Origin of the sequence: Cobetia sp. UIB-001, from assembly GCF_044789135.1 — a bacterium.
Taxonomy (GTDB): Bacteria; Pseudomonadota; Gammaproteobacteria; order Pseudomonadales; family Halomonadaceae; genus Cobetia; species Cobetia amphilecti.
Genome location: NZ_CP058244.1, coordinates 3201649 through 3224102, shown reverse-complemented (window position 1 = coordinate 3224102; position 22454 = coordinate 3201649). Strand labels below are relative to the sequence as shown.

Here is a 22454-nt window from a genome sequence, read left to right as displayed (position 1 = left end):
CGATCATGGCGACCGGTGGCCATTGAGCATCACCACCGGTCGATCGCCCCTAGTTGAGCATTCGGAGAGTCACATGAGCACCGATAACACCCTGAGTCAGGCCGCCAGCTTCGACGACGCGACCTCGACCGATGAGCTGATTCGCCGTGACCGCAAGGTCACCTTCCATGCCTCGACCCACCTGCGCGATTACGCCCAGGGCGATGCACCGGGCCGCGTGATCACCGGTGGCGAAGGCATCCGCATCCGCGAGCGTGACGGGCGTGAGCTGATCGACGGCTTCGCCGGCCTCTACTGCGTCAACATCGGTTACGGACGCACGGAAGTCGCCGATGCCATCCACGAGCAGGCCCTCAAGCTCAGCTACTACCACACCTATGTCGGCCACTCGAATGAGCCGCAGATCGCGCTGTCCGAGAAGATTCTCGAACTGGCCGGCCCCGAGATGTCCAGGGTCTATTACGGCATGTCCGGCAGTGATGCCAACGAGACCCAGCTCAAGCTGGTGCGCTATTACCACAACGTGATCGGCAAGCCGGAGAAGAAGAAGGTCATCTCGCGCTGGCGCGGCTATCACGGTTCCGGCATCGCCTCAGGCTCACTGACCGGGCTGGCGGCCTTCCATGATCACTTCGATCTGCCGATTCCCGGCATCCTGCACACCGAGGCGCCGGACTACTATCGCCGTCCCGCTGAGTGCGCCGAGATGAGTGAGCGTGAATTCTCCACCTGGTGCGCCGAGAAGCTCGAGGCAATGATCCAGGCCGAAGGGCCGGAGACCGTCGGCGCCTTCATCGGCGAGCCGGTGCTGGGCACCGGTGGCATCGTGCCGCCGCCGGAGGGCTACTGGGAGGCCATCCAGGCCGTGCTCAAGCGCCACGACATCCTGTTGATCTGCGATGAAGTGGTGTGTGGCTTCGGGCGCATCGGCAGCCAGTTCGGCTACCAGCACTTCGGCATCAAGCCGGACCTGGTCACCATCGCCAAGGGCCTGACCAGCGCCTATCAGCCGCTGTCCGGGGTCATCGTCGGTGACCGCGTGTGGAAGGTGCTGGAGCAGGGCACCGGCGAATTCGGCCCCATCGGCCACGGCTGGACCTACTCCGGCCATGCACTGGGCGCCGCCGCCGGTGTCGCCAACCTGGAGATCATCCGCCGCGAGCGCCTGGTCGACAACGCCCGCGAGACCGGCGCCTATCTGCAGAACGCCATGCAGGACGCCTTCGCCGATCACCCCATCGTCGGCAATGTGCGTGGCATCGGCCTGCTGGCGGCGCTGGAGTTTTCGCCGCAGCCGTCACAGCGCAAGGCGTTCGACTCAGCGCTCAAGGTCGGCCCGCGCATCTCCGCGGCAGCCCTCGAGGAAGGCCTGGTCGCCCGCGCCATGCCGCAGGGCGACATCCTCGGCTTCGCGCCGCCGCTGGTGGTCACGCCCGAGGAAATCGATGACATCGTCGCCCGCGCGCGTCGCGCCGTGGACAAGGTGCATCAGGAGCTTGTCGACAATGGCGATCTCTCTTCTGGTGATCAGTAAGTCATGGCATTGACCTTACCCCCGCTCAAGAGCACACGGGAAACGCCGCTGGCGCTGGCCGATATCTATGCCGCGCGCCAGCGGCTGTTTCATTCATCGACGGCCACGGGTGTCGAACGCACGGCGCTGGTGCCTTCACCGGCGCTGTCGCGACGCTTCGATGCCGAGATTCTGCTCAAGCTGGAGACCCGCCAGCCCACCGGCGCCTTCAAGCTGCGCGGGGCCAGCAATCTGCTGGCCGCCGTGGCCGAGCAGGCCTTTGGGGAGGCCTTCGAGCGCCTCCAGCGCGGCGTGACCGCCGCCTCCACCGGCAACCATGGTCGCGCCCTGGCCTACGCCGCGATGCGCCGTGGCCTGAGGGCGGTCATCTGTCTCTCCGAGCAGGTGCCCGCCAACAAGGTGCGTGCCATCGAGGCGCTGGGTGAGCTGGGCGGAGCCACTGGCGGCAGTGTCGAGGTGCGCCGGGTCGGGCGCAGTCAGGACGAGGCCTTCCACGAGGTCAATCGGCTGGTCGAGGAGGAGGGCATGCTGGCGGTGCCGCCCTTCGATGACCCGCTGATCGCGGCCGGTCAGGGCACCATCGGGCTTGAGTTGATGGAAGATTGCCCGCAGCTCGATCAGGTACTGATCGGACTCTCCGGCGGCGGCCTGCTCGGCGGTATCGGGGCGGCGCTCAAGGCGATTCGCCCCGAGACGCGGGTGCATGGCATCAGCCTCACCGAAGGCGCGGCCATGTGGCACAGCCTGCAGGCAGGCACACCGGTGGAGGTGGAAGAGGTCGCCAGCCTCGCCGATTCGCTGGGCGGCGGCATCGGGCTTGGCAATCACACCACGCTGCCGCTGGTGCGCCGCGTGATGGATGAACACCATCAGGTCAGCGAGCGCGCCATCGCCCGCGCCATGCGCCTGCTGTTGGAAGAGGAGAAGCTGCTGGTCGAGGGCGCCGCCGTGGTCGGGCTTGCCGCACTCGAGGCCTCGCGACTGGGCGAGACCGACTCCGCGCTGGCCGAGTCGATCCGCGGCCAGCGTGTCGCGCTGATCATCAGCGGCAATGGGGTCAGTCTGGAAACCTTCGATCAGACCCGAGCGCTGCTGGCGGATGCTCAGCAGTGATTTTTCGCCCATGGCTCACAGCGTGAGACAGATGACGGCACACCAGGAGGAGGGCGCATGACGGAACCGACTCAAGAAAGCATGCAGACGTATTCCCGTGAACAGATCGAGCAGGTCGTGGGGCTGGACGCCACGGCACTGGGCACCATTCGCGATGCCTTCATCGCGCTGGGCCAAGGCAAGGTGGTGCAGCCGCCGATCCTGTCGATGGCCATCGAGGAGGCCAACGGCGAGGTGGACGTCAAGACCGCCCACATCCAGGGGCTCAAGCACTTCGCGATCAAGATCAGTCCCGGCTTCTTCAACAATCCCGCCCGTGGCCTGCCAAGCCTCAATGGCCTGATGGTGGTGTTCTCCGCCGAGACGGGGCTGGCCAAGGCGTTGTTGGATGACGGCGGCTATCTCACCGCCATTCGCACCGCACTGGCCGGTGCCGTGGCGGCAGAGGCCCTGTCGCGCCCCGACAGCAAGCGTGTCGCGCTGATCGGCGCCGGTGAGCAGGCGAGCCTGCAGCTGGAAGCGCTGCGGCTGGTGCGCGACATCGAGAGTGTCGATGTCTGGGCGCGTGACAAGGAGCGCGGCGAGCGCTTCGCACGCGACACTGAGCAGCGCCTGGGCCTCACCGTGCGCAGCCATGACAGCCTGCATGCGGTGTGTCAGAACGCCGATATCATCATCACTGCCACGCCGTCTCACACGCCGCTGCTGGAATACTCGATGCTGCCGGAAGGCGTGCATGTCACCGCGATGGGCTCCGACAGCCCCGAGAAGCGCGAGCTGGAAGCCGACGTGCTGACCGACTGCGACTACTTCGTGTGTGACAGCCGCGCCCAGTCGGAAATCAATGGCGAGCTGAAGGGGCTGGATGAAGACCAGGCCAAGGCATGCGAGGTGTACGAGCTGGGCAAGCTGCTGGCCGATGGGCGTCGTCTGCGTGACGGTGAAAAGAACAGCGGTGAACAAGCCGAAACCGCCACTGATACCCTCATCACGGTGGCAGACCTTACCGGCACCGGCGTGCAGGACACCGCGATTGCCAGCCTGGCGCTGGCTCGACTCGCCCAGCGCTAGCGCCGCACGCAGCGACAGCGGGTCATGAAGGCGCGACGGACTTGCCCAGCGCGGCGGCGCATGCGAGGGTCACGCAGTAACGGCAGGAAGCCGTTGACTCCCTCGTCCACTCGGAGCCTGTCGTGACTCGAACCATGCCCTCACCCTCTGCTGCGCCGCGTGCCCTCAATGCTGCCCCCGGGGTAGAGGTCCGCCGCTCGCCGCTGGCGGACCTCTGTGCCGACTGCGATGCCGTGACGCTGCTGCCACCGTTATCCCCGCCGGGTGAGGGGTATCTGCGCCATTTCTGCCAGCTGGATTCCCCGCTGGCGGTGTTCGATCTCGACGATACGCTGCTCGACGGCGACTGCACCGGCATGTGGATGCGCTGGATGGCCGCCTGTGGCTGGATCGAGGATGTCGAGGCCTTCATGGGCATCGGCGAGCGCCACCAGAGCGAGTATCACGCCGGTACCCTGGACATCCACGAGCACACCGGCCATCTGCTCAGCCCGCTCATCGGGCGTCATCGCGATGATGTGCGTCGCGAAGTCGATGATTTCGTGGAAGAAATGGTGATGCCGCGCCTGCTGGAAGGCGGCATCGCGCGTCTGGCCGAACACGGCGAGGCGGGCCATCGCACCCTGATCATCTCCGCCTCCATGCATCATCTGGTCGGCCCCATCGCCAGTCGCCTGACCGCCGATGGCGCGCTGGCCACCCATCCTGCCTTCGATGATCAGGGCCGCTTCACCGGTGAGACCACCGGCATCGTCACCTTCCGCGAAGGCAAGCTGGCGGCGCTGGATGCCTGGCTGGAAGACGCCAGCCAGCTCAAGCGTGCGCCGCAGGCACTGTGGGGCTATTCCGATTCCCATAACGACCTGCCGCTGCTCGAGCGGGTCGATCATCCCCACGCCACCCAGCCGGATGCGCCGCTGCGCCAGTTCGCAGAAGCGCGTGGCTGGCCGGTGGTCGACTGGCGCCAGTCGCACCTGTCCATCGAATCGGACTGAGCGTGCATGAAGCCGTCGACTGACTCCCATCTTTCCCGCGATCAAAGCCCGGATGCCAGAGCCCTGCAGGCGCGTGGCGTCGCGCTGACGGCGCTGGGCGTGCTGCTGATCTCGCCGGATGCGCTGTTGCTGCGTCTCGCCGATGTCGCCGATGGCCCGCTGGTGTTCTGGCGTGGCCTGCTGACGGCCATCGGCTTTGCGCTGATTCTGCTGCTCACCCAGCGCGGCGGGCCTGCCCAGCGCTTCGCCAGTGCGCTGGCGCGCATGCGTGGCTGCGGGCGCACGGGGCTGTGGGTCGCGCTGCTGTTCACCGGCTCCACGCTGGGCTTCGTGCTCGCCAATCAATACACCCGCGCCGGCAATGTGCTGATCATCCTCGCCGCCAGTCCGCTGTTCGCGGCGCTGATGTCGCGGCTATGGCTGGGCGAGCGCCAGCCGCGCCATGTATGGGGCGCGATTCTGGTCTCGCTGGCGGGCATCACGCTGTTGGTGATGGACGAGGCGGGCAGCGGTTCGCTGACCGGCAATCTGCTCGCGCTGGGCTGCAGCCTGTCACTGGCGGGCAATTTCACGCTGTGTCGCACGCGCCCGGGCCTCGACATGAGTCCGATGCTGACACTGTCGGGACTGCTGACCGCGCTGTGTGGCCTGCTGGCCTGCACATGGTTGGCGGTCTCTGGGGTAGGAGAGGGTGCAGAGAGCGTGCTCACCCAGCTATGGCCCTCGCAGAGCGCTGATTTCGCCCGGCGCGCCGGCTGGCTGGTGCTGCTGTGTCTGGTGCTATCGCCGCTGGGCTTCACGCTGATCCAGCGTGGCCCGCTGTACCTGCCGTCCGCCGAGGTGGCGCTGCTGATGCTGCTGGAAAGCGTGTTCGGCATCCTGTGGGTGTGGTGGGTGCTGGACGAGTCGCTGACCCTGAGCGGCTGGCTGGGCGGCGCCATGGTGCTGGGCGCGATGCTGATCAAGAGCCTGATCGACCGCCGGCTGCGCCACCTGCAGGCCACGCGTACGCCTTCTGCGGATGCGTCTGCGGGCGGCAGCTGATACAATCCCGCCCATCCCCGAGTTTATTCACTGTCAAATGACAGCCCTCTGGACGCCTCACGGCGACCGGAGAGAATAGCTCATGGCGCGAAGAAAGCCACAGGGCGACCGGAAACGACGGCGACTTCACGACGCGAGCCAGGCGCGAGCGGCACTGCCCCTGACGGCAGTGATGAAGATTGCAACAACCGGACGCCAGACTGACTCGACAGCGCCAGGATTCAGCACGCACACCACCTTCCCCAACCTGTTGCGGACGACTCGATGACAAGCAGCCTCAAACAGCAGTGGCTCTCCAACCTCCGGCCCGACATCCTGTCCGGCCTGGTGGTGGCGTTGGCCCTGATCCCCGAAGCCATCGCCTTCTCCATCATTGCCGGTGTCGACCCCAAGGTCGGCCTGTATGCCTCCTTCTCCATCGCCGTGGTGACCGCCATCGCCGGTGGCCGTCCGGGCATGATCTCCGCCGCCACCGGTGCCATGGCACTGCTGATGGTCGACCTGGTCAAGGACCACGGCCTGGAATACCTGCTGGCCGCCACCGTGCTGACCGGCGTGATCCAGATCATCTTCGGCTACTTCAAGCTCGGCTCGCTGATGCGCTTCGTGTCGCGCTCGGTGGTCACCGGCTTCGTGAATGCGCTGGCGATCCTGATCTTCATGGCCCAGCTGCCGGAGCTGACCAACGTCACCTGGCACGTCTACGCCATGACGGCGGCCGGTCTCGGCATCATCTACCTGCTGCCGTTGGTGCCGAAGGTCGGCAAGCTGCTGCCGTCGCCGCTGGTCTGCATCATCGTGCTGACCATCTTCGCGATGGTCGTCGGTCTGGATATCCGCACCGTCGGCGACATGGGCGAGCTGCCGGACAGCCTGCCGGTGTTCCTGATTCCGGACATCCCCTTCAATCTGGAAACCCTGTGGATCATCCTGCCGTACTCGCTGCCGCTTGCGGTCGTGGGCCTGCTGGAATCCCTGATGACGGCCACCCTGGTCGATGACCTGACCGATACGCCGTCTGACAAGAACCGTGAGTGCAAGGGCCAGGGCGCGGCCAACGTCGTCACCGGCTTCCTCGGCGGCATGGCGGGTTGCGCGATGATCGGTCAGACGATGATCAACGTGAAGTCCGGCGGTCGTACGCGTCTCTCCACCATGGTGGCGGGTGTCGTGCTGCTGATCATGGTCGTGTTCCTCGGCCCGTGGGTCTCGCAGATTCCGATGGCCGCACTGGTCGCGGTGATGATCATGGTCTCCATCGGCACCTTCTCCTGGCAGTCGATCCGTGACCTCAAGACCCACCCGATGTCCACCAACATCGTCATGCTGGGCACCGTGGCCGTCGTGGTCGCGACCCACAACCTGGCGATCGGCGTGCTGGTCGGCGTGCTGCTCTCGGCGCTGTTCTTCGCCAACAAGATCGGTCAGGTGCTGCATATCGGCAGCGACATGAATGCCGATGGCCGTACCCGCGAATACCGCGTGGTCGGTCAGGTGTTCTTCGCCTCCAGCGAACAGTTCCAGGCCGGTTTTGACCTCAAGGAGACCGTCGAGCGTGTCGTCATCGACGTCAGCCGTGCGCATTTCTGGGACATCACCGCCATCGGCGCGCTGGACACCGTGGTGGTCAAGTTCCGCCGCGAGGGTACCGAGGTCGAGGTGCGTGGCCTCAACGAAGCCAGCGCCACGCTGGTGGATCGCTTCGCGGTGCATGACAAGCCGGATGCGGTCGAGAAATTGATGGGTCACTGATCCCGTTGGCGCCACCCGCCTGAACGAGGGCGGGGGCGCCATCAGCGTGATTGATGCGTAAAGACGGCGGGCAGTCCTTCACGGGCTGCCCGCCGTTTGCGTTGGTGGGGTCGGAAAGTGGTAATCTCGAAACAGGCGCCTGAAGCGCCACCTTGATCGTCAGCATAAGGAAGCACGCCATGAGCCAATCCTCTGCCAGTGCCCTGACAGGCCATGACAAGGTCACCGCCTGCATTGACGGCTCCGCCTTTGCCGTCTCCGTGTGTGATGCCGCCGTATGGGCAAGCCAACGTCTCTCGGCGCCGCTGAGCTTCCTGCATGTGATCGACCGCCAGGAAGGGGCGGGCGAGACCAGCAGTGATCTCTCCGGCAGCATCGGGCTCGGCGCGCGCGAGCACCTGCTGGAAGAGCTCGCCACCCTGGATGAACAACGCGGGCGTATCGCCCAGGAGCAGGGCCGCCTGATGCTGGAGGCCGCCTACGAGCGCGCCGTGCAGGCGGGTATCGCGGAGCCGCGGCCACGCCAGCGCAATGGAGAGCTGGTCGAGACCCTTGCGGAGCTGGAAGACGAGATTCGCCTGCTGGTGATCGGCAAGCGCGGCGAAGGGGCGGAGCAGGCCAGCGAGCACCTGGGCAGCAATCTGGAGCGCGTGATTCGCAGCCTGCATCGTCCGGTGCTGGTGGTGCCGGGCGAGTTCAATCAGCCGACGCGGGTGCTGATCGCCTTCGATTGCAGTACCACCATCAAGCGCGCCGTCGAGGTGTTGGCGGCCAGTCCGCTGCTGCAAGGCGCGGAGCTGCATCTGGTGATGGTTGGCGCGGAGTCGGTGGAGCATCAGGCCCCGCTGGACGCCGCGCGCGACACCCTCACCGCGGCAGGTTTCAGCGTGCAGGCCAGCTTCAGAGCGGGGGAGGTGGAAGCCTGCCTGCGCGAATATGCCAAGGAACACGCCATCGACATGCTGGTGATGGGCGCCTACGGCCACTCGCGCATCCGTCAGCTGCTGGTCGGCAGCACCACCACCGAGATGATTCGCAACGCCACGGTGCCGCTGCTGATCCTGCGCTGAACCATCCCTGAGTCGCTTGTGCGGCTCTCTGAGCATTGGCTGATGAGCGAGCCGTTTCATCATTGCCGTGACGCCGCGCTTCCGAAATCTCTCGGGCGCGGCGTCTTGCTGTCTGGTGGGTGTCGTCGTATACCGGCAGTCTTGAGTTCACGCACGTTTTCCTGCATCACCGGCAGCACGTGTGAAACAACAGCTGTCACCACAAGAGCCATCACAAGAGCCCCATAACTGAAACCACAGGTTCTTCTGGTACAGGGTAATATTCCCCGCAGGTCGCGTTGCGCCGCTCGCGCGAATCTGGAACGCTGAAGGACTGACCTCACCCTGCTTCGCCAGCGGTCTTTTTTGTATCAGCACCGCTGGTGGCATTTTTCCACTACCCAAGAAGAACAGCACAAGGACACTCTCGATGAACATCCAACGCCATGACACCAAGCCGCGCATGAGCCGCGCCGTGATCCACAACAACACCATCTACCTGTGTGGCCAGGTCGCCGGTCCGGACCATCGCTTCGGGAATATCACGGACCAGGCCAACAGCATGCTCGTGCGTGTCGATGCGCTGCTGGAAGAAGTCGGCACCGACCGCGAGCACCTGCTCTCCGCCACCGTCTATCTCAAGACAATGGACGACTTCAAGACCTTCAACGACATCTGGGACACCTGGGTACCACAAGGCCACGCCCCCGCCCGCGCCTGCGTACAAGCCGCCATGGCCAGCCCGGAACTGCTGTGTGAAATTACTGTGGTCGCTGCTGTTAAATAATATATCGATACCCCCCCTCTCTTTTCATACATTAGTAGAGGGGGGGGAGGTAAAAAAATGGCCAAAAAATTAGAACTTGATAATATTGTGTTTCTGAATAGCTCTCGATCATTGGACTTTTATTATGATATGAGTAGCTTCGTGATATTAGGGTTTATTGCCGGAATATATAACCATTTAATAGTTAACGATTCTGAAAGAGGAGAAAAAATAAATTATGTTATAAGTCAGCTAAATTCACTAGATATTTTTATATACATTTCATCGTTTTTTCTTATAGTGTTTTTATTGTTGCAAATAGTAAGTCTTGAAAATAAGCGGTCAAGCTATAATAAGGACGGTTTTTTATATCGAGTTGCTTGTTCGCTTTTTAACCTTGGTGTCGTTTCTGGAGTTGCTTCTTCACTATTTTTATATTCATTTTCTTTAGGTGTTTTGTGTCATGGTTATTGGAGCGAATCTGGTAATATAATAAATAGTGCATCACAACTGGCTATTTTCTCTATTTGGTTTTTATTGACTTCGTTGTTATTTGTATATCTCAGGTTGATAATTATATATGAAAAAAGTCACGAAGTGTCTTTTATGTTGCTGTGGATATCTCTGCTTGCGTTATTATGTTCTGCAGTTTTAGGGTATAACAATAACGATAAATTAGTCGGTATTTTTATTGTAATGCTGTATGTTTCCGTTATTATAACAGTTTTATATTTTAAAGAAAATAGTTTATCTTATGTGCTTAAAGATATTGAAGGTCTAGCTTATCGTTTTAAGAAGTTAGCTAATGGGACCTGTATTTTTCACATGTCACTGAAAGTATATAGCTTCCTTGAACTAGTTATAGTGCTTATGATCAACCTATCTGGCTGGCTTATAAAATTTATTATCAATATAAAGTATTTTCTGCTGTATTTATTATTTGCTGGTTTTTATTCTTTCATATATAATTCTAATACTATTTTTGAACCCAGCTTAAGCTGGGTAGACTCTATATACTTAAGCTTCGTTGTCATTACGACACTTGGGTTTGGTGATGTGTTGCCAAGCAATGATATAAGTAAGATTATAGTTATCTCTGAAGTAGTTATTGGGGTTCTGTTGATAGGACTTTTTTTGAACTCTCTTTCACACATGCTGGGAGAAAAAATTAGACGCCAAAAGATCAAGATAGATAACAATAGAAAAGAAGAATTACGTCTTAGCTTAGAAAAACACTCGTGTTTATTGTTATATAAATTCTTCGATAATTATTTTTATCTAAAAAACAAACCATTAAGTTATTATGGTCAGTACGAGAATATCAAAAATCAAGTTACCTTTATCAGAACGCTAGGTTTTTTCTCCAAAGGTTTTGTGACACTTAATATTTATTCAATTGTGGATGAGGCGCGTAAAGATTATCCGCTGCTTCTTAGCATGACTCCGATAGCTGCGGGAATATCTAGTGAACATTTAATGGAATGGAGTGAGTTAGTCACTGCTGTGAGATCATTGAGTGAGAAAAATATCAATAAAGAATATGATGAAAATGCATCGAGTAATGATTATATGGCTTTAGAGGAGGACCTTTTGGTGATTGCTAGAGTTAGCGATTTTTTAAGTAAAAAGCTTCCGTAGTGACTTTTCTATGTTTGGTAATTTAGAGTTAATTATAGTTTAGTAGAGCTTTCATACCTCACCCATTCTCGATAAAACCCGTCCAGTCGTTCTGTCTCGCTGAGGTGTGATGCTTCAGCGAGGCGTTCGCGTGCGTCTGTAGGCAGCATGGCGATGCGGGCGTCGAGGTCGTGGGCGTGGCGGGGGTTGTGGTATTCGAGGTCCAGACCGAGCGGGAGGGTGGCGAGGCCGACGAGCACATGGCCATGGCGGTGGGCGATGGAGACGTAGAAGCCTGCCGGTAGCGCAGGGTGATGGGGTGCCTGGCCACGCGGCGACCAGTCGGCCAGCGGTAGCGCAATGCCTTGGGCAGCGGCGAGTTCGCCGAGCAGAAGGCGGGCGAGGTGCGATTCGGCTTCTCGTTGCTGGCGACGGCGGGCCTTGGTAGGTGACGCAGGTGTGTCCGCGTTATCCACATCCGGCTGGCGTGCGCGCAGCGAGCGATGGCGGGAAGCTTCAGTCGAGGAGCTGGCAGAGGAATCAGCCAGATCAGCATAAAACGCTGGCAGCACACAGGCCTCGGCCAGCCACAGGCGGGCTGGCCGAGAGGATGATTCAGAGCAGAGACTTGGCAAGACGCGGGCAGCGCCGCCAGCCGCAGACGCCAGTGAAGCGGCGAGGGCGTGGGGGTCATGCGAGATCAGCGGCTCGGTGCTTGGCGGCTCGACACTCAGCGGCTCGGCACTCAGCGGCTCAAGGCTTGACGAACCACTGCTCAGCGAATCAGTGTTCAGCGAACCACTGCTCAGTGAACCAGCGCTCAGCGAAGCGGAGCCATCCGCTGCAGCATGCCCCAGCACCACGCAGCGGTAGGCGGGGTGATCGGTCGGACGCGCCGCAGGCTCGATTGCAGAGTTATCCTCAACCGGCTCGCTTGTCTCGCTTATTCCACTGCCTTGCCTGGCCGTCATGATGGCGAATCAGTTCTTCGGGTGCAGGATCACCAGATCCCCACGCAACGCGACGCCCGCGACGATATTGCCCGCATGGCACTCGTACTTCTCGCTGCTGGAGTAGGGCACCTTGTCATAGTCGCTGCGGATGTTGATGACCGCATTGGCCCCGTATTCGCGCGCCTTTTCCTGCAGCTCACGCAGCGCCGACAGGAACACCCAGCGACAGGCTTCCGCATCGCTCTTGTTGGTCGCGTTGGTCTTCGGGTTCACCCGCGCCCAGCCGCGCTTCTCGATTCGCTCGTAGGGCTGCTTGTCACCGAAGAAGAAGGCCACGTCCTTGCCCAGTCGCTGACTGGCCGCGGTGCTGGCCATCACCGGCATGATCGGCAGGAAGTGCTGCGTGTCCCGTGCCACCGCCGGAGCGGAGGCCACAAGCCCCGCAGAGCCAAGCAGCAGTGCAGACACCAGTGTCAGCACACGCGAGGCGCGACCCGAGCGGGCGCGCGTGGCAGGTGCCGCGGAACGTTTCGAGGATGCGAGCGACTGAGCAGAACGTGACGCCATCTGAGACCTCTCCTAACAGGGTGATTGACTGGCGCGACGCCAGTGAATATCGCCGTCAGCCAGCCAGGGGCGTGAGCCAATCACACCATAGACCATGCAGCGGGCGCGTATCTTGCGCCAGATCCGACCCGCTGCAAAGTCGTACGTTGGCGACACCCTGCAAAGGCGTCAGCGCGAAGCGTGATGACTGGCGCCAGATCAGATTGCCAATGACTCACTCGCCCTGCCAGCGACGCAGAATCAGCGAGGTATTGATGCCACCGAAGGCGAAGTTGTTGCTCATCACGGTGTCCGTCTCGATCTCGCGGCCTGCGCCGGTGAGGTAGTCGAGCTGCGCACAGCGCGGGTCGAGACTGGTGAGATTGGCGGTACCGTGGAACCAGCCATCGCGCATCATCTCGATGGCGATCCAGGCCTCCAGCGCGCCACAGGCGCCCAGGGTATGGCCGGTGTAACTCTTGAAGGCGCTGATCGGCGTGGAATCGCCAAACACGGCATGGGTGGCATGGCTCTCGGCGATATCGCCGCGCTCGGTGGCGGTGCCATGGGCGCTGACATAGCCGATCTCTGAGGCCTCGACACCGGCATCCTCCAGCGCCATGCGCATCGCGGCTTCCATCATGTTGGCGTCCGGCTGGGTGACGTGACGGCCATCGGAGTTGGTGCCGAAGCCGAGAATCTCGGCGTGGATGGTCGCGCCGCGCGCCAGGGCGTGCTCCAGCTCTTCCAGAATCAGCGTGCCGGCGCCTTCACCGATCACCAGGCCATCACGTTCGGCATCGAAGGGCCGCGGTGACAGGTCCGGGCGCTCATTGCAGGTGCTGGTGGCGAACAGGGTGTCGAACACGGCGGCGTCGGCGGCGGACAGCTCCTCGCAGCCACCGGCGACCATCGCGGTCTGGCGGCCGAAGCGGATCGCCTCATAGGCATAACCGATTCCCTGGCTGCCGGAGGTGCAGGCGCTGGAGGTGGTATGAATCCGCCCCTTGATGCCGAGGAAGACGCCGATATTGACCGGCGCGGTGTGCGCCATCATGCGGATATAGGAATTGGCGCTGAGCCCATCGGTGGAGTGGTTGATCAGCATGTTGCCGAAGTCGGCCACCGCATCCGGCTCACCGGCCGAGGCACCGTAGGCGATGCCCATCTGGCCGCTCTCCTTGAGCGGGCTGTCACTCAGGCCGGCCGCCTCCAGCGCCAGCTCGCTGGAGCGGGTCGCCAGCTGCGCCACACGCCCCATGCTGCGCAGCGCGCGGCGGTTGTAGTGACTGGGCAGCTCGAAATCATTGACCGGCGCGCCGAGGCGGGTGTTGAGGCCGTCGTACTTGTCCCAGTCCTCGATATAGCGGATGCCGGTGCGCCCGGCGGCCAGATTGGCGCGCAGGGTCGGCCAGTCATTGCCGATGGGCGAGAAGCCATGCATGCCGGTGACCACGACACGTCTGCCGCGCAGTGCGTGAGAGGAAGTCGTCATCAGAACATCCCCCCGTTCACCGCGATGGTCTGGCGGGTGATGTAGCCGGCGTCCTTCGAGCACAGGAAGGCCACGGTGGCGGCGACTTCCTCGGCTTCCCCCGCGCGGCGCATGGGAATCATCTTCAGCGCCTCTTCCATCTCGACGCCTTCGGTCATCTCGGTGGCGATGACGCCCGGTGCGACAGCATTGACGGTGATGCGGCGCTTGGCCAGCTCCACCGCCAGCGCCTTGACCGCGCCGATCAGCCCCGCCTTGGCGGCGGAATAGTTGACCTGACCCCGATTGCCCATCATGCCCGACACCGAGGACATCACGATGATGCGCCCCGGCTTGCGGCGGCGTACCAGCGGCATGGAAAGCGGCTTGATGACGTTGTAGAAGCCATCGAGGTTGGTGCGGATCACGCTGTCCCAGTCTTCATCGGTGAGCGCCGGGAAGGCGTTGTCGGCATGGATGCCGGCATTGCAGACCACCCCGTAGTAGCAGCCGTGGGCCTCGATGTCGGCTTCCAGTGCACTGCGTGCGGCGTCACGGTCGGCGACATCGAAGCTCAGGATGCGCGATTCACCGCCCAGGGCGCTGATCTCACGCGCGACTTCCTTGGCGGCGTCACGGCGCGAGCGACAATGCAGCACCAGGTTGTAGCCTTCGCGGGCCAGACGCAGCGCGATGGCGCGGCCGATGCCACGGCTGGAGCCGGTGACCAGAATCCACTCGCGCGCTTCAGGGGCAGCGGTGGCAGTTTCAGTAGCGGGGGGTGTGACAGACATCAGACATTACCTTGCGATGAGGCACCGGCAGCATCCTGCTGTCCGGGTGAGGATTCTTGTGCGGTGTCTTGCGTAGACGCCGCGGAGGGCAGCGCCTCGGGCGCCGGCTCGAAGACATTCACGCCGGCACGGGCGACAGTGGCGCCGTGCTCGTCGCTGATGGTGGCCTCGAAGGCGCCCAGACCGTTGTCGGCGCGATAGTCGAGCTGAACATGAATCTGCCAGCGACAGTCGCAGGAAAAGGCGGCGACTTCGCTCTCATAGCGGCGACTCCCGAGCAGAAAGCCGACTCGCGGCGGCTGGCCACTGCGCGCGGCCTGCATGCCCGACCAGGCGGCGATGGCCTGCGCCATCCACTCAAGCCCGACCCAGGCGGGGATCACGGCCTGGCCGTCGGCATTCTGCTCGGCGAACAGGTTGTCTGACGTCGGGGTGATATCGGCGCTCAGCGAATGCTCGTCACAGCGCAGCACGCTATCCAGCAGACACATGCCGGCATCATGGGGCACATAGGGGCCGATGGCGCAGGGCATGGCGGGATAGCGCGCCTCACGGGGCTGCACCTCAGCGCCAGCAAGGGAAACTGAGTCGGTGCTCGGGGTCAGCATGCAGAGGACTCCGGGTCGGTGGTGTGGCGCTCCAGCACCAGCGAGATATTGTTGCCGCCGAAGGCGAAGCCATTGCTCATCACCCGCAGCGGCGGGGTCTCGGGGCGATCACGATAGACGATATTGAGCGCAGGCAGCGCCGGGTCCAGCGCCTCACGCGGCGTGGCATGCGGCGGCAGGCGGCCATGTTCCAGCGCCAGCCAGCAGAAGGCGGCTTCCAGTGCCCCGCAGGCGCCCAGCGTATGGCCGGTGAGGGCCTTGGTCGAGCTGACGGCGGGCGAACGGGGCTGATCGATATCAGAACCGGCATCAGAACCGCTGTCAGAGTCGGCGTCCGTACCGAACAGGCGGCTGATGGCGAGGCTTTCCATCGCGTCATTCAGCGGCGTGGCGGTGCCGTGCAGGTTGATGTAGTCGATCTCGCCGGGGGCGCGGCCGGCACTGGCGAGCGCGCCGCGCATGGCGGCCTCGGCGCCGCTGCCATCGGGGCAGGGCGCGGAAATATGGTGGGCATCGCTGGATTCGCCGACGCCGGTCAGCTGTACGCCGCCGCGCTCCGGCGTGACCACGAACAGCACCGCGGCCTCGCCCAGATTGATGCCATCGCGCTCGGCCCCCAGCGGCAGGCTCTGCTTGCGGCTGACGGCCTCCAGGCTCATGAAGCCTTTCACCGTCATGTGGCACAGGCTGTCGGCGCCACCGGCGATCACCGCATCGCACTGGCCGGAGGCCAGCAGACGTCGCGCACTGGCCAGGGCCTTGGCGCTGGAGGTGCAGGCGGTGGAGAGGGTGTAGATCGGCCCACGCGCGCCGCTCAGCCAGGCGACACACTCGGCGGGCGCGCCCAGTTCCTGGCGACGATATTCAAAGCTCTGCGGCCAGCTGTCGGCGCTCGGCGTGCCCTGGGCGACGGCGGCGCGCTGGGCGTCCATCGCGGCTTCCGTCTCGCCGATGCCGGAGGTGCTGGTGCCGAGCACCACGCCGATGCGCTCCGGCGCGATGCCCTGACGCTTGAGGGCTTCAAGCTCCGGTGCCAGCTGTTCCAGCGCGGTGGCCAGCAGGCGGTTGTTGCGTGAGCGCAGCGGGGCCGGCCAGTCGCTGTCATCCACCAGCCGCGCGGTGACGCGCCCCAGCGACAGCGGCGTGCCGGGGCTGAAGTCATCACTGACACGCAGGCCACGGCTGGCGCTGAACAGCGCACTGCTGATCAGGCCGTGGTCTGCGCCCAGCGGGCAGACGATGCCGGGGCGTGACAGGCGACAGGCGTTGCCAGTGTCGCGGCCCTTGGGGGGAGCGGTGGCCACGGTTGCAACAGATTCAGTCATGCGCGGGAGCTTCCGGTGAGTCGTCAGGGGAGTTCTGTGTGCTGGGCGCTGCCAGCGGTTCCAGCGTCAGCTGCATGTCGGCTGCCGGGTCGCGCAGGGTCACGCGGCCGCTGGCATCGCGGGTCAGCTCGGCGATGGTCACACCATCTTGCGTGATGATGCGCTGCGCGGGCTGGCGGCGTTGCTGCCAGTCGCCGCGTTGTACCAGCTGCCAGCCTGTGTTCGCAAAGGCGGCATCGATCGCGGCCTGTGGCCAGTGCACCCAGGCGATACGCCGCGCCAGCCAGTCGGCGCTGAAGGGCAGCTTCTCGAGCACTTCCGGGCGTGCCTTCTCGAAACGGCTGCCGTCGGCGTCATGCACCAGCGTCAGCAGGCGTTGGCCCTGCACGCTGAGCATGACCAGCCGCATGGCCTCGGGCGATTGACGCAGTACGCCGATGAGAGGCGGCAGATTCTGCTCCTGCGCACCCTCGCCAGCCTCGGCATCGGCGTCCACAGCGACAGTCCGTTTTACGTTGTCATCACTCTCTATACGCGCCACACGCAGAATCAGACGTTGGGTGCTGGTCTGCTCGAGACTCGCCAGCGCCGGCATCGGGCTGACAGCCTCCAGCGGCTTTGGGGCGAGCAGGCTGCAGCCGCCCAACAGCAGCGTGGCGGCCACGGCGAGGCTGGCCAGCCCGAGGCGGCTGCTCAGCCCAGCTGAGAGCAGTCCTGCTGAACGCAGCCCGACTGAGAGCAGTCCTGTGGAATCAGCGTGAGAGGCGAAAGACATGTTTTTCATGACGCTACTTTACCTGTTCTCGCCGACGCTTGCTGCGCGGCCGAAGGCGCTGAGGCCAGCCACCGGGTCGCTCTCCTGCACCGCGTCATGCACGAGCGCCTGTTCGGGCGCGGTCAGTCTGGCAAGGGCCGTCAGGCGGCGGCGACTGGCACTGACGAAGGGGTTGGCCGTGTCCCAGGCGTAACCGGCGAGCACCGCGCTGATCATCTGGCGAATCCGCGCATGCGGTTCGGGATGATAGATGATGTCGGTCAGGCGGCTGTCGTACCAGGCGGTGACGAATTCGCGGAAGACCTCGATGCCACGGCGCAGCGGCTGCTCGTATTCGTTGGCCCAGTCGGGGCGCTGCTCATCGCGGGTCGCGGTAAGCTCACGCGCGACCAGCGGCGCGGCACGCAGTGCCGATTCCAGTGCGATGGTCACGCCGGAGGAGAACACCGGGTCCAGAAACTCTCCGGCATTGCCGAGCAGCGCATACCCCGGGCCATGCAGGCGACTGACATCGGCGCTGTAACCGCCCAGCGACTGCACGGCGTTGGCCGGTCGAGCATCACGCAGCAGCTCCGCCAGGCGCGGTTCTTCCATCACCCACTGCCACAGGCGTGTCTGCGCATCGTCCCCGGCGGCAGGCTCGATCAGCTCGCGCGGGCCGACTACGCCCAGCGAGGCGCGGCCATTGGCGAAGGGAATCAGCCAGTACCAGACATCGGGATGCGTCGGATGCGAGGCGATCAGGATATTGTCGCGGCGATAGCCCTCGGCGGGCGGCGCGAGGTCGGCGATGCCGTCGTGGACATGGCCGAACAGCGCCATGCGCGGCTCCAGGCGCGGGTCACGCTCAAGCGATTCGAGGCGCGCCAGCACGCGGCCATAGCCGCTGGCATCCAGCACGAAGGCGGCCTCAAGCTCGCGGCCATCCGCCAGCGTGAGGCGTGGCCCCTGCGCATGGCCGGTGGCGTCGCTCTGCGCGGCGCGAGCCGGAGTGAAGCCCGTGACCGTGACGCCGAATTCGACCTCGGCGCCCGCCGCCCGCGCGCCTTCGATCAAGCGCTGATCAAAGTCGGCGCGCTCCACCTGCCAGGTGGTGCCGGGGCCGTCGCTGAACTTGTCGCGGAAGTCGATCACGCGATGCTCGCCGCGGCGGGTGAAGGCCGCGCCGGTCTTGCGCTGATAGCCACCGGCGGCGGCGGCCTCCATCAAGCCGCAGGCCTCCAGATGCTGCATGCAGCGTGGCAGCAGGCTCTCGCCGATGGAGAAGCGCGGGAAGTGGCTGCGCTCCAGTACGCGCACCGCATGGCCCGCGCGTGCCAGCCACGCCGCCGCCGCGGCGCCGGCGGGTCCGGCGCCGATGATGATGACTTCCTTGCGTGGTGGGTTGTTGCTGCGATCTGCCGATTCCATGGCATCGTCCCCTGTCGTTGTCGATATCGTTATCGTTATGTGTTCATGCTGCGCTGCGTTCCCTGCGGCTTGCTTGTCTTTCGCTTCAGACCCGCCTCAACTGCGCGCGAAGGGCACCAGACACCAGGTGGCGCTCAGCCCCAGCAGGCAGGCCAGTCCCAGTGCCGCCAGCGCCGGTGTCTGACTGAAACTCAACAATCCAAAGGCTAGCAGGCTGGAGGCACACGACAGCGAAATCGCCAGCAGGCTGGCCTGCGATGCACGGCTGGCGCTGGTCTGTGCTGCATCTGACGCTGTAGGTGATAAAGAGCGGCGCGCGGGATGCTCGGCACAGAAGATCCCTGCATCCAGGCCAATCCCCAGTACCAGCAACAGGCCCAGCAGGTGGAAGAGGTTGAGGCCGACGCCTGCCAGCGTCAGGGCCGCCAGCGTCAGTACCAGTCCGCCCAGTGGCGGCAGCAGGGCTCGCCAGGTGCTGCGGCGATAGCGCAGCGCCAGCAGCAGGCTGATCAAGACCACTGCGCCGCCGACCAGCCAGGCCATCTCGCTGCGAATCCTGCCCAGCGTCGTCGAGAGCCTGGCGACCTGATCCACATACTCGAGGCTGTCGTCATCCGCGGCGAGGCGCGCAAGCGCTGCGCTGCCCTCAGCCGTGACATCGCCGAAGCGCACGATGCCGATGGCAGCACTGCGCGAGTCGAGCCACAGTCGCTGGCCCATCTCACCGGCGGGCAGCGCCACCCAGTCCGCCGGGCGCAGCGGGTGGGCGTCTGCGATGGCCTGCTCGGCACGTGTGACCAGCTCGGGCGGCAGGCCTGCGGTGCTCAGCACCTGGGGCAGCAGGGTGCGGGTGCGCTCACGCATGGCGCCGAGGTTGGCCTGCTGCTGTTCAAGTGTCGGCAGTTGCTGAGCGAGGCTCGCCCAGTGGCCCAGCTGCTGGCGTGCATTCAGCTGCTGGAAGGTGTCTTCCAGCGCATGCAGGCGCGTGAGCAGGGCGGCGTCAGTCTCGGCCTGCACGATCAGGTAGCGCAGGCCGTCCGGTTCGGCGAGCAGGCGCTGGACCTCGCGTTGCTCGTTGATCAGAGACGCAGGCGAGGGATTGAGCTGCGTGAGGCGGTCATCGCTGCGCAGTCCGTAGAGGCTTGCCAGCGCGGCCACCAGCAGCAGGCCCAGTGCCTGCCAGCTGCGCTTGCCGGGGATGGCACGCGCCAGACGTCCTGCGGCGCGGGCGGCGGGGGAGTCCTCGCGGGTGGCCTGCGCCGGCAGTGGCAGTTGCGGCAGCCACAGGCGCACGCTCAGCCAGGCACCGATCAAGCCGAGCGCCGCGAACATGCCCATCTGGCGCAGGCCGGGCATCGGCGTCAGGGTGATGGCCAGATAGGCGGCGAGGCTGGAGCACAGCCCCAGCGTCAGGCCCGGCCACAGCGCGGCGAGCCCGCCACGGCCATTCGTCGTCGCCAGGCGGCGCATGCACTCCAGATGCAGCACGTAATCGATGGAGATGCCGATCAGGCTGGCGCCGAAGGCCAGCGTCAGCACATGCAGGCTGCCGAAGGCCCACCAGGTCAGCGGCAGCGCGAACAGTACGCCGGTGGCCACCGGCACCAGCAGCAAGGGCAGCCGCCGCGGGGTGCGGAACACCGCCCACAGCAACAGCAGCACGCCGATCAGCGAGCCGAGCCCGATGGTCGACATCTCCTGTTTGGCCTGCCGCGCGCCGTTGCTGGCATGGAAGACCAGCCCGGAGCGCAGCAGCCGAATGTCGGGATAGTCGGCCTTCACGCCATTCACGGCCTGCTCCAGCGCCTGCTGGTCACTCATCGCATAGGCGCTGCCCGAAAGGGTGGCACTGATCAGGCGATAACCGCTACCGCCTTCTTCGCTGTTCTGCTCGTCACTGTCCTGTTTGTCACTGACTGAGCCAGCGGAAGCCGGCGCGCGCAGCAACAGCTGGCCGCCGGACAGCGACAGGTTGGCGGGCGTCAGCCAGCTCTGCCAGGCGCCGGCGAGGCCGAAGGGGTCGCGGATCAGGTCGCGCTGTCCGCCGGGCTGGAACAGCTGTCTGAGGGCGCGCGCCTGCCAGTCATCGTCACTCAGGCCGGCAAGCGACGGGGCGATCAGCGCCGGCTGGACCTCTGCCGGCAGGCGCAGGCTTTCGAGGCTCTGGCCGTCATCCAGCCTCGCGATGGGCGCGAGCGCCTGCCGCAGCGCTTGGGCGGCGGCGTCACGCTGCTTGCGTGCGGCGGCGCTGGCATCGCGACTGCCGACCAGAATCACCAGCCGGTTGGCGGTGTCATCCAGCGATTCGGCGCGCGCCGCCAGCGGGCTGCGTTCCTGCTCTGGCAACATGGCGGTGATGCGGGTGTCGATCGCCCCACGCCATGGGCTCTGCGGGACGATCTTCGCGGCCAGCAGCAGCGCGCACAGCAGCAGGGCGGCGGCCCATAGCCAGCGCCAGACGGCGCGATCCAGCCCCTTGCGCGGCTCACGGCTGGGTGACGTCATCGCTCGCAGTGACCGCCGGCGGTGAGCGTCAGCTCAAGGCGGTCACCGTCGCCGCTGTCGAGATTCACGTGTTCCAGCCAGCTGCCACCGTCGATCTCGAGACGCTCGATGGCCTCGGCCAGACGGGCATCATTGGGCGTCAGGCTGGCCTGCCAGTCATCCGGCGTGCCCGTCAACGTCAGGGAGAAGTGCTCCTCGAGCGCCTGCCAGTCGCCGTGGAAGAAGCTGATCAGCAGCTCCGCCATCGCCTGCTGATCGGCCGGCAGCGGCTCGCCATTCGGGCCTTGGCTGGCATCGGGGCGCATCTCGAGACGGTCTTCAATCGGTGAAGTGGTTTCCCACACCAGGCCTTCGGGCGCGTTCGGGTCACCGATCAGACGGAAATGACCCCGGCTCTCGAGCTCTGCGCCGACATCCTCGAGCCAGCGTGTCTGCTGGAAGTCACCGCAGACTGGCGCGGTGCGTGCCAGCTGTTGCGTCAGGGCGCGGGCGTCGAATCTGGCGGCGCTGGTCTTGGGAGCACTGGTCTCTGAGGCACTGGTCTCGGATGCGTTGGCCCAGGGGGCACCGGCAGTGAGCAGCAGGGCAGTGGCGGCAATGGCAAGGCGCGAAGTCATCACGGCGTTCCTTGTGTTTCTGAAGGGGAGGCAGGCGAATCACTGGTGTGTGTCAGCGCTTGTTCGGCCTGCCAGGCGGCCAGCCGCTCGCTGAGCGCGGCGGGCGAGGCCAGCAGCATCTCGCCATCTTCCAACCCGACGGCGACCTGCACGCTGTAGCCGCGGGTCAGGCGCTTGCCGCTCTCGACATCGCGGATCACGTAGTCGAGCTTGAGGCGGTTTTCCCACTCGCGCAGCCGCGCGGTGACGGCGATGCGCTGACCGAAGCGCGCCGGGCCGGCATAGCGCAGGCGCAGGTCGATCACCGGCCAGGCGTAGCCGGAATCGCGCATCTGCGGGTAGTTGTAGTCGAGCATGTCGAGCAGCTTGCAGCGGGCGATCTCGAGATAGCGCACGTAATGGCCGTGCCAGGCGACTTCCATCATGTCGACGTCGTGGAAGGGCACTTCCATCTCTACCGTGGCGGTCGGCATCGGTGTTTCGGCTGGCTGATTCATGGCTTGTCT

20 protein-coding genes are annotated in these 22454 nt (G+C 63.9%); 9 read left to right on the top strand and 11 right to left on the bottom strand.

Features of this window, described 5'->3' with window-relative positions; all coding sequences use genetic code 11:
* The first annotated feature begins 73 nt into the window (after positions 1–73).
* From HA399_RS13455 to HA399_RS13415, 9 genes are all read left to right on the top strand, one after another.
* Positions 74–1534 carry an aminotransferase gene (locus HA399_RS13455; protein WP_404325250.1) on the top strand — a complete coding sequence of 487 codons (1461 nt, stop codon included), beginning with the start codon at positions 74–76 and terminating at the stop codon, positions 1532–1534.
* A 3-nt stretch (positions 1535–1537) separates the two neighbouring features.
* A complete protein-coding gene (locus tag HA399_RS13450; protein WP_404325249.1) occupies positions 1538–2647 on the top strand; it encodes a pyridoxal-phosphate dependent enzyme in 1110 nt (369 codons plus the stop codon).
* 57 nt (positions 2648–2704) lie between these two features.
* On the top strand, positions 2705–3718 hold the full coding sequence (locus HA399_RS13445; protein WP_286173918.1) for a cyclodeaminase: 1014 nt from the start codon (positions 2705–2707) through the stop codon (positions 3716–3718).
* A gap of 134 nt (positions 3719–3852) precedes the next feature.
* The gene (locus HA399_RS13440; protein WP_404325248.1) at positions 3853–4713 is read left to right on the top strand and encodes an HAD family hydrolase; all 861 of its coding nucleotides are present in this window, start codon (positions 3853–3855) and stop codon (positions 4711–4713) included.
* A 6-nt stretch (positions 4714–4719) separates the two neighbouring features.
* Complete coding sequence (locus HA399_RS13435; protein WP_404325247.1) at positions 4720–5757, top strand: DMT family transporter; 1038 nt, start codon at positions 4720–4722, stop codon at positions 5755–5757.
* Between the two features lie 264 nt (positions 5758–6021).
* Positions 6022–7509 carry a SulP family inorganic anion transporter gene (locus HA399_RS13430; protein WP_131432610.1) on the top strand — a complete coding sequence of 496 codons (1488 nt, stop codon included), beginning with the start codon at positions 6022–6024 and terminating at the stop codon, positions 7507–7509.
* Positions 7510–7688: 179 nt separating this feature from the next.
* Positions 7689–8579: a universal stress protein gene (locus HA399_RS13425; protein WP_279832187.1), complete on the top strand. Its 891-nt coding sequence runs from the start codon at positions 7689–7691 to the stop codon at positions 8577–8579.
* A 409-nt stretch (positions 8580–8988) separates the two neighbouring features.
* A complete protein-coding gene (locus HA399_RS13420; protein WP_404325246.1) occupies positions 8989–9345 on the top strand; it encodes a RidA family protein in 357 nt (118 codons plus the stop codon).
* Positions 9346–9402: 57 nt separating this feature from the next.
* Entirely contained in the window at positions 9403–10962 is a 1560-nt protein-coding gene (locus tag HA399_RS13415) for a potassium channel family protein (protein WP_404325245.1), read from the top strand.
* Between the two features lie 32 nt (positions 10963–10994).
* Here HA399_RS13415 and HA399_RS13410 read toward each other — a convergent pair whose 3' ends face one another.
* The 11 genes from HA399_RS13410 to HA399_RS13360 form a co-directional block, all read right to left on the bottom strand.
* The gene (locus HA399_RS13410) at positions 10995–11912 is read right to left on the bottom strand and encodes a hypothetical protein (protein WP_404325244.1); all 918 of its coding nucleotides are present in this window, start codon (positions 11910–11912) and stop codon (positions 10995–10997) included.
* A 9-nt stretch (positions 11913–11921) separates the two neighbouring features.
* Positions 11922–12461 carry a heavy metal-binding domain-containing protein gene (locus HA399_RS13405; protein ID WP_213114480.1) on the bottom strand — a complete coding sequence of 180 codons (540 nt, stop codon included), beginning with the start codon at positions 12459–12461 and terminating at the stop codon, positions 11922–11924.
* Between the two features lie 214 nt (positions 12462–12675).
* On the bottom strand, positions 12676–13935 hold the full coding sequence (locus HA399_RS13400; RefSeq protein ID WP_213114481.1) for a beta-ketoacyl-ACP synthase: 1260 nt from the start codon (positions 13933–13935) through the stop codon (positions 12676–12678).
* A complete protein-coding gene (gene fabG / locus HA399_RS13395) occupies positions 13935–14708 on the bottom strand; it encodes a 3-oxoacyl-ACP reductase FabG (RefSeq protein WP_404325243.1) in 774 nt (257 codons plus the stop codon). Before fabG ends, HA399_RS13400 begins: the two co-directional genes overlap by 1 nt.
* On the bottom strand, positions 14708–15316 hold the full coding sequence (locus tag HA399_RS13390; protein WP_404325242.1) for a hypothetical protein: 609 nt from the start codon (positions 15314–15316) through the stop codon (positions 14708–14710). Before HA399_RS13390 ends, fabG begins: the two co-directional genes overlap by 1 nt.
* A complete protein-coding gene (locus HA399_RS13385) occupies positions 15310–16641 on the bottom strand; it encodes a beta-ketoacyl-ACP synthase (protein ID WP_404325241.1) in 1332 nt (443 codons plus the stop codon). Before HA399_RS13385 ends, HA399_RS13390 begins: the two co-directional genes overlap by 7 nt.
* On the bottom strand, positions 16634–17425 hold the full coding sequence (locus HA399_RS13380; protein ID WP_404325240.1) for a DUF3261 domain-containing protein: 792 nt from the start codon (positions 17423–17425) through the stop codon (positions 16634–16636). The genes HA399_RS13385 and HA399_RS13380 overlap by 8 nt, the downstream gene beginning before the upstream one ends.
* 9 nt (positions 17426–17434) lie before the next feature.
* A complete protein-coding gene (locus HA399_RS13375; protein WP_404325239.1) occupies positions 17435–18826 on the bottom strand; it encodes an NAD(P)/FAD-dependent oxidoreductase in 1392 nt (463 codons plus the stop codon).
* A gap of 96 nt (positions 18827–18922) precedes the next feature.
* On the bottom strand, positions 18923–21331 hold the full coding sequence (locus tag HA399_RS13370; protein ID WP_404325238.1) for an MMPL family transporter: 2409 nt from the start codon (positions 21329–21331) through the stop codon (positions 18923–18925).
* Positions 21328–21948: a LolA-related protein gene (locus tag HA399_RS13365; RefSeq protein ID WP_404325237.1), complete on the bottom strand. Its 621-nt coding sequence runs from the start codon at positions 21946–21948 to the stop codon at positions 21328–21330. The genes HA399_RS13370 and HA399_RS13365 overlap by 4 nt, the downstream gene beginning before the upstream one ends.
* Positions 21948–22445 (bottom strand): acyl-CoA thioesterase, encoded by a 498-nt coding sequence (locus HA399_RS13360; protein ID WP_234368112.1) that lies wholly within the window; start codon positions 22443–22445, stop codon positions 21948–21950. The genes HA399_RS13365 and HA399_RS13360 overlap by 1 nt, the downstream gene beginning before the upstream one ends.
* Positions 22446–22454 lie beyond the last annotated feature (9 nt).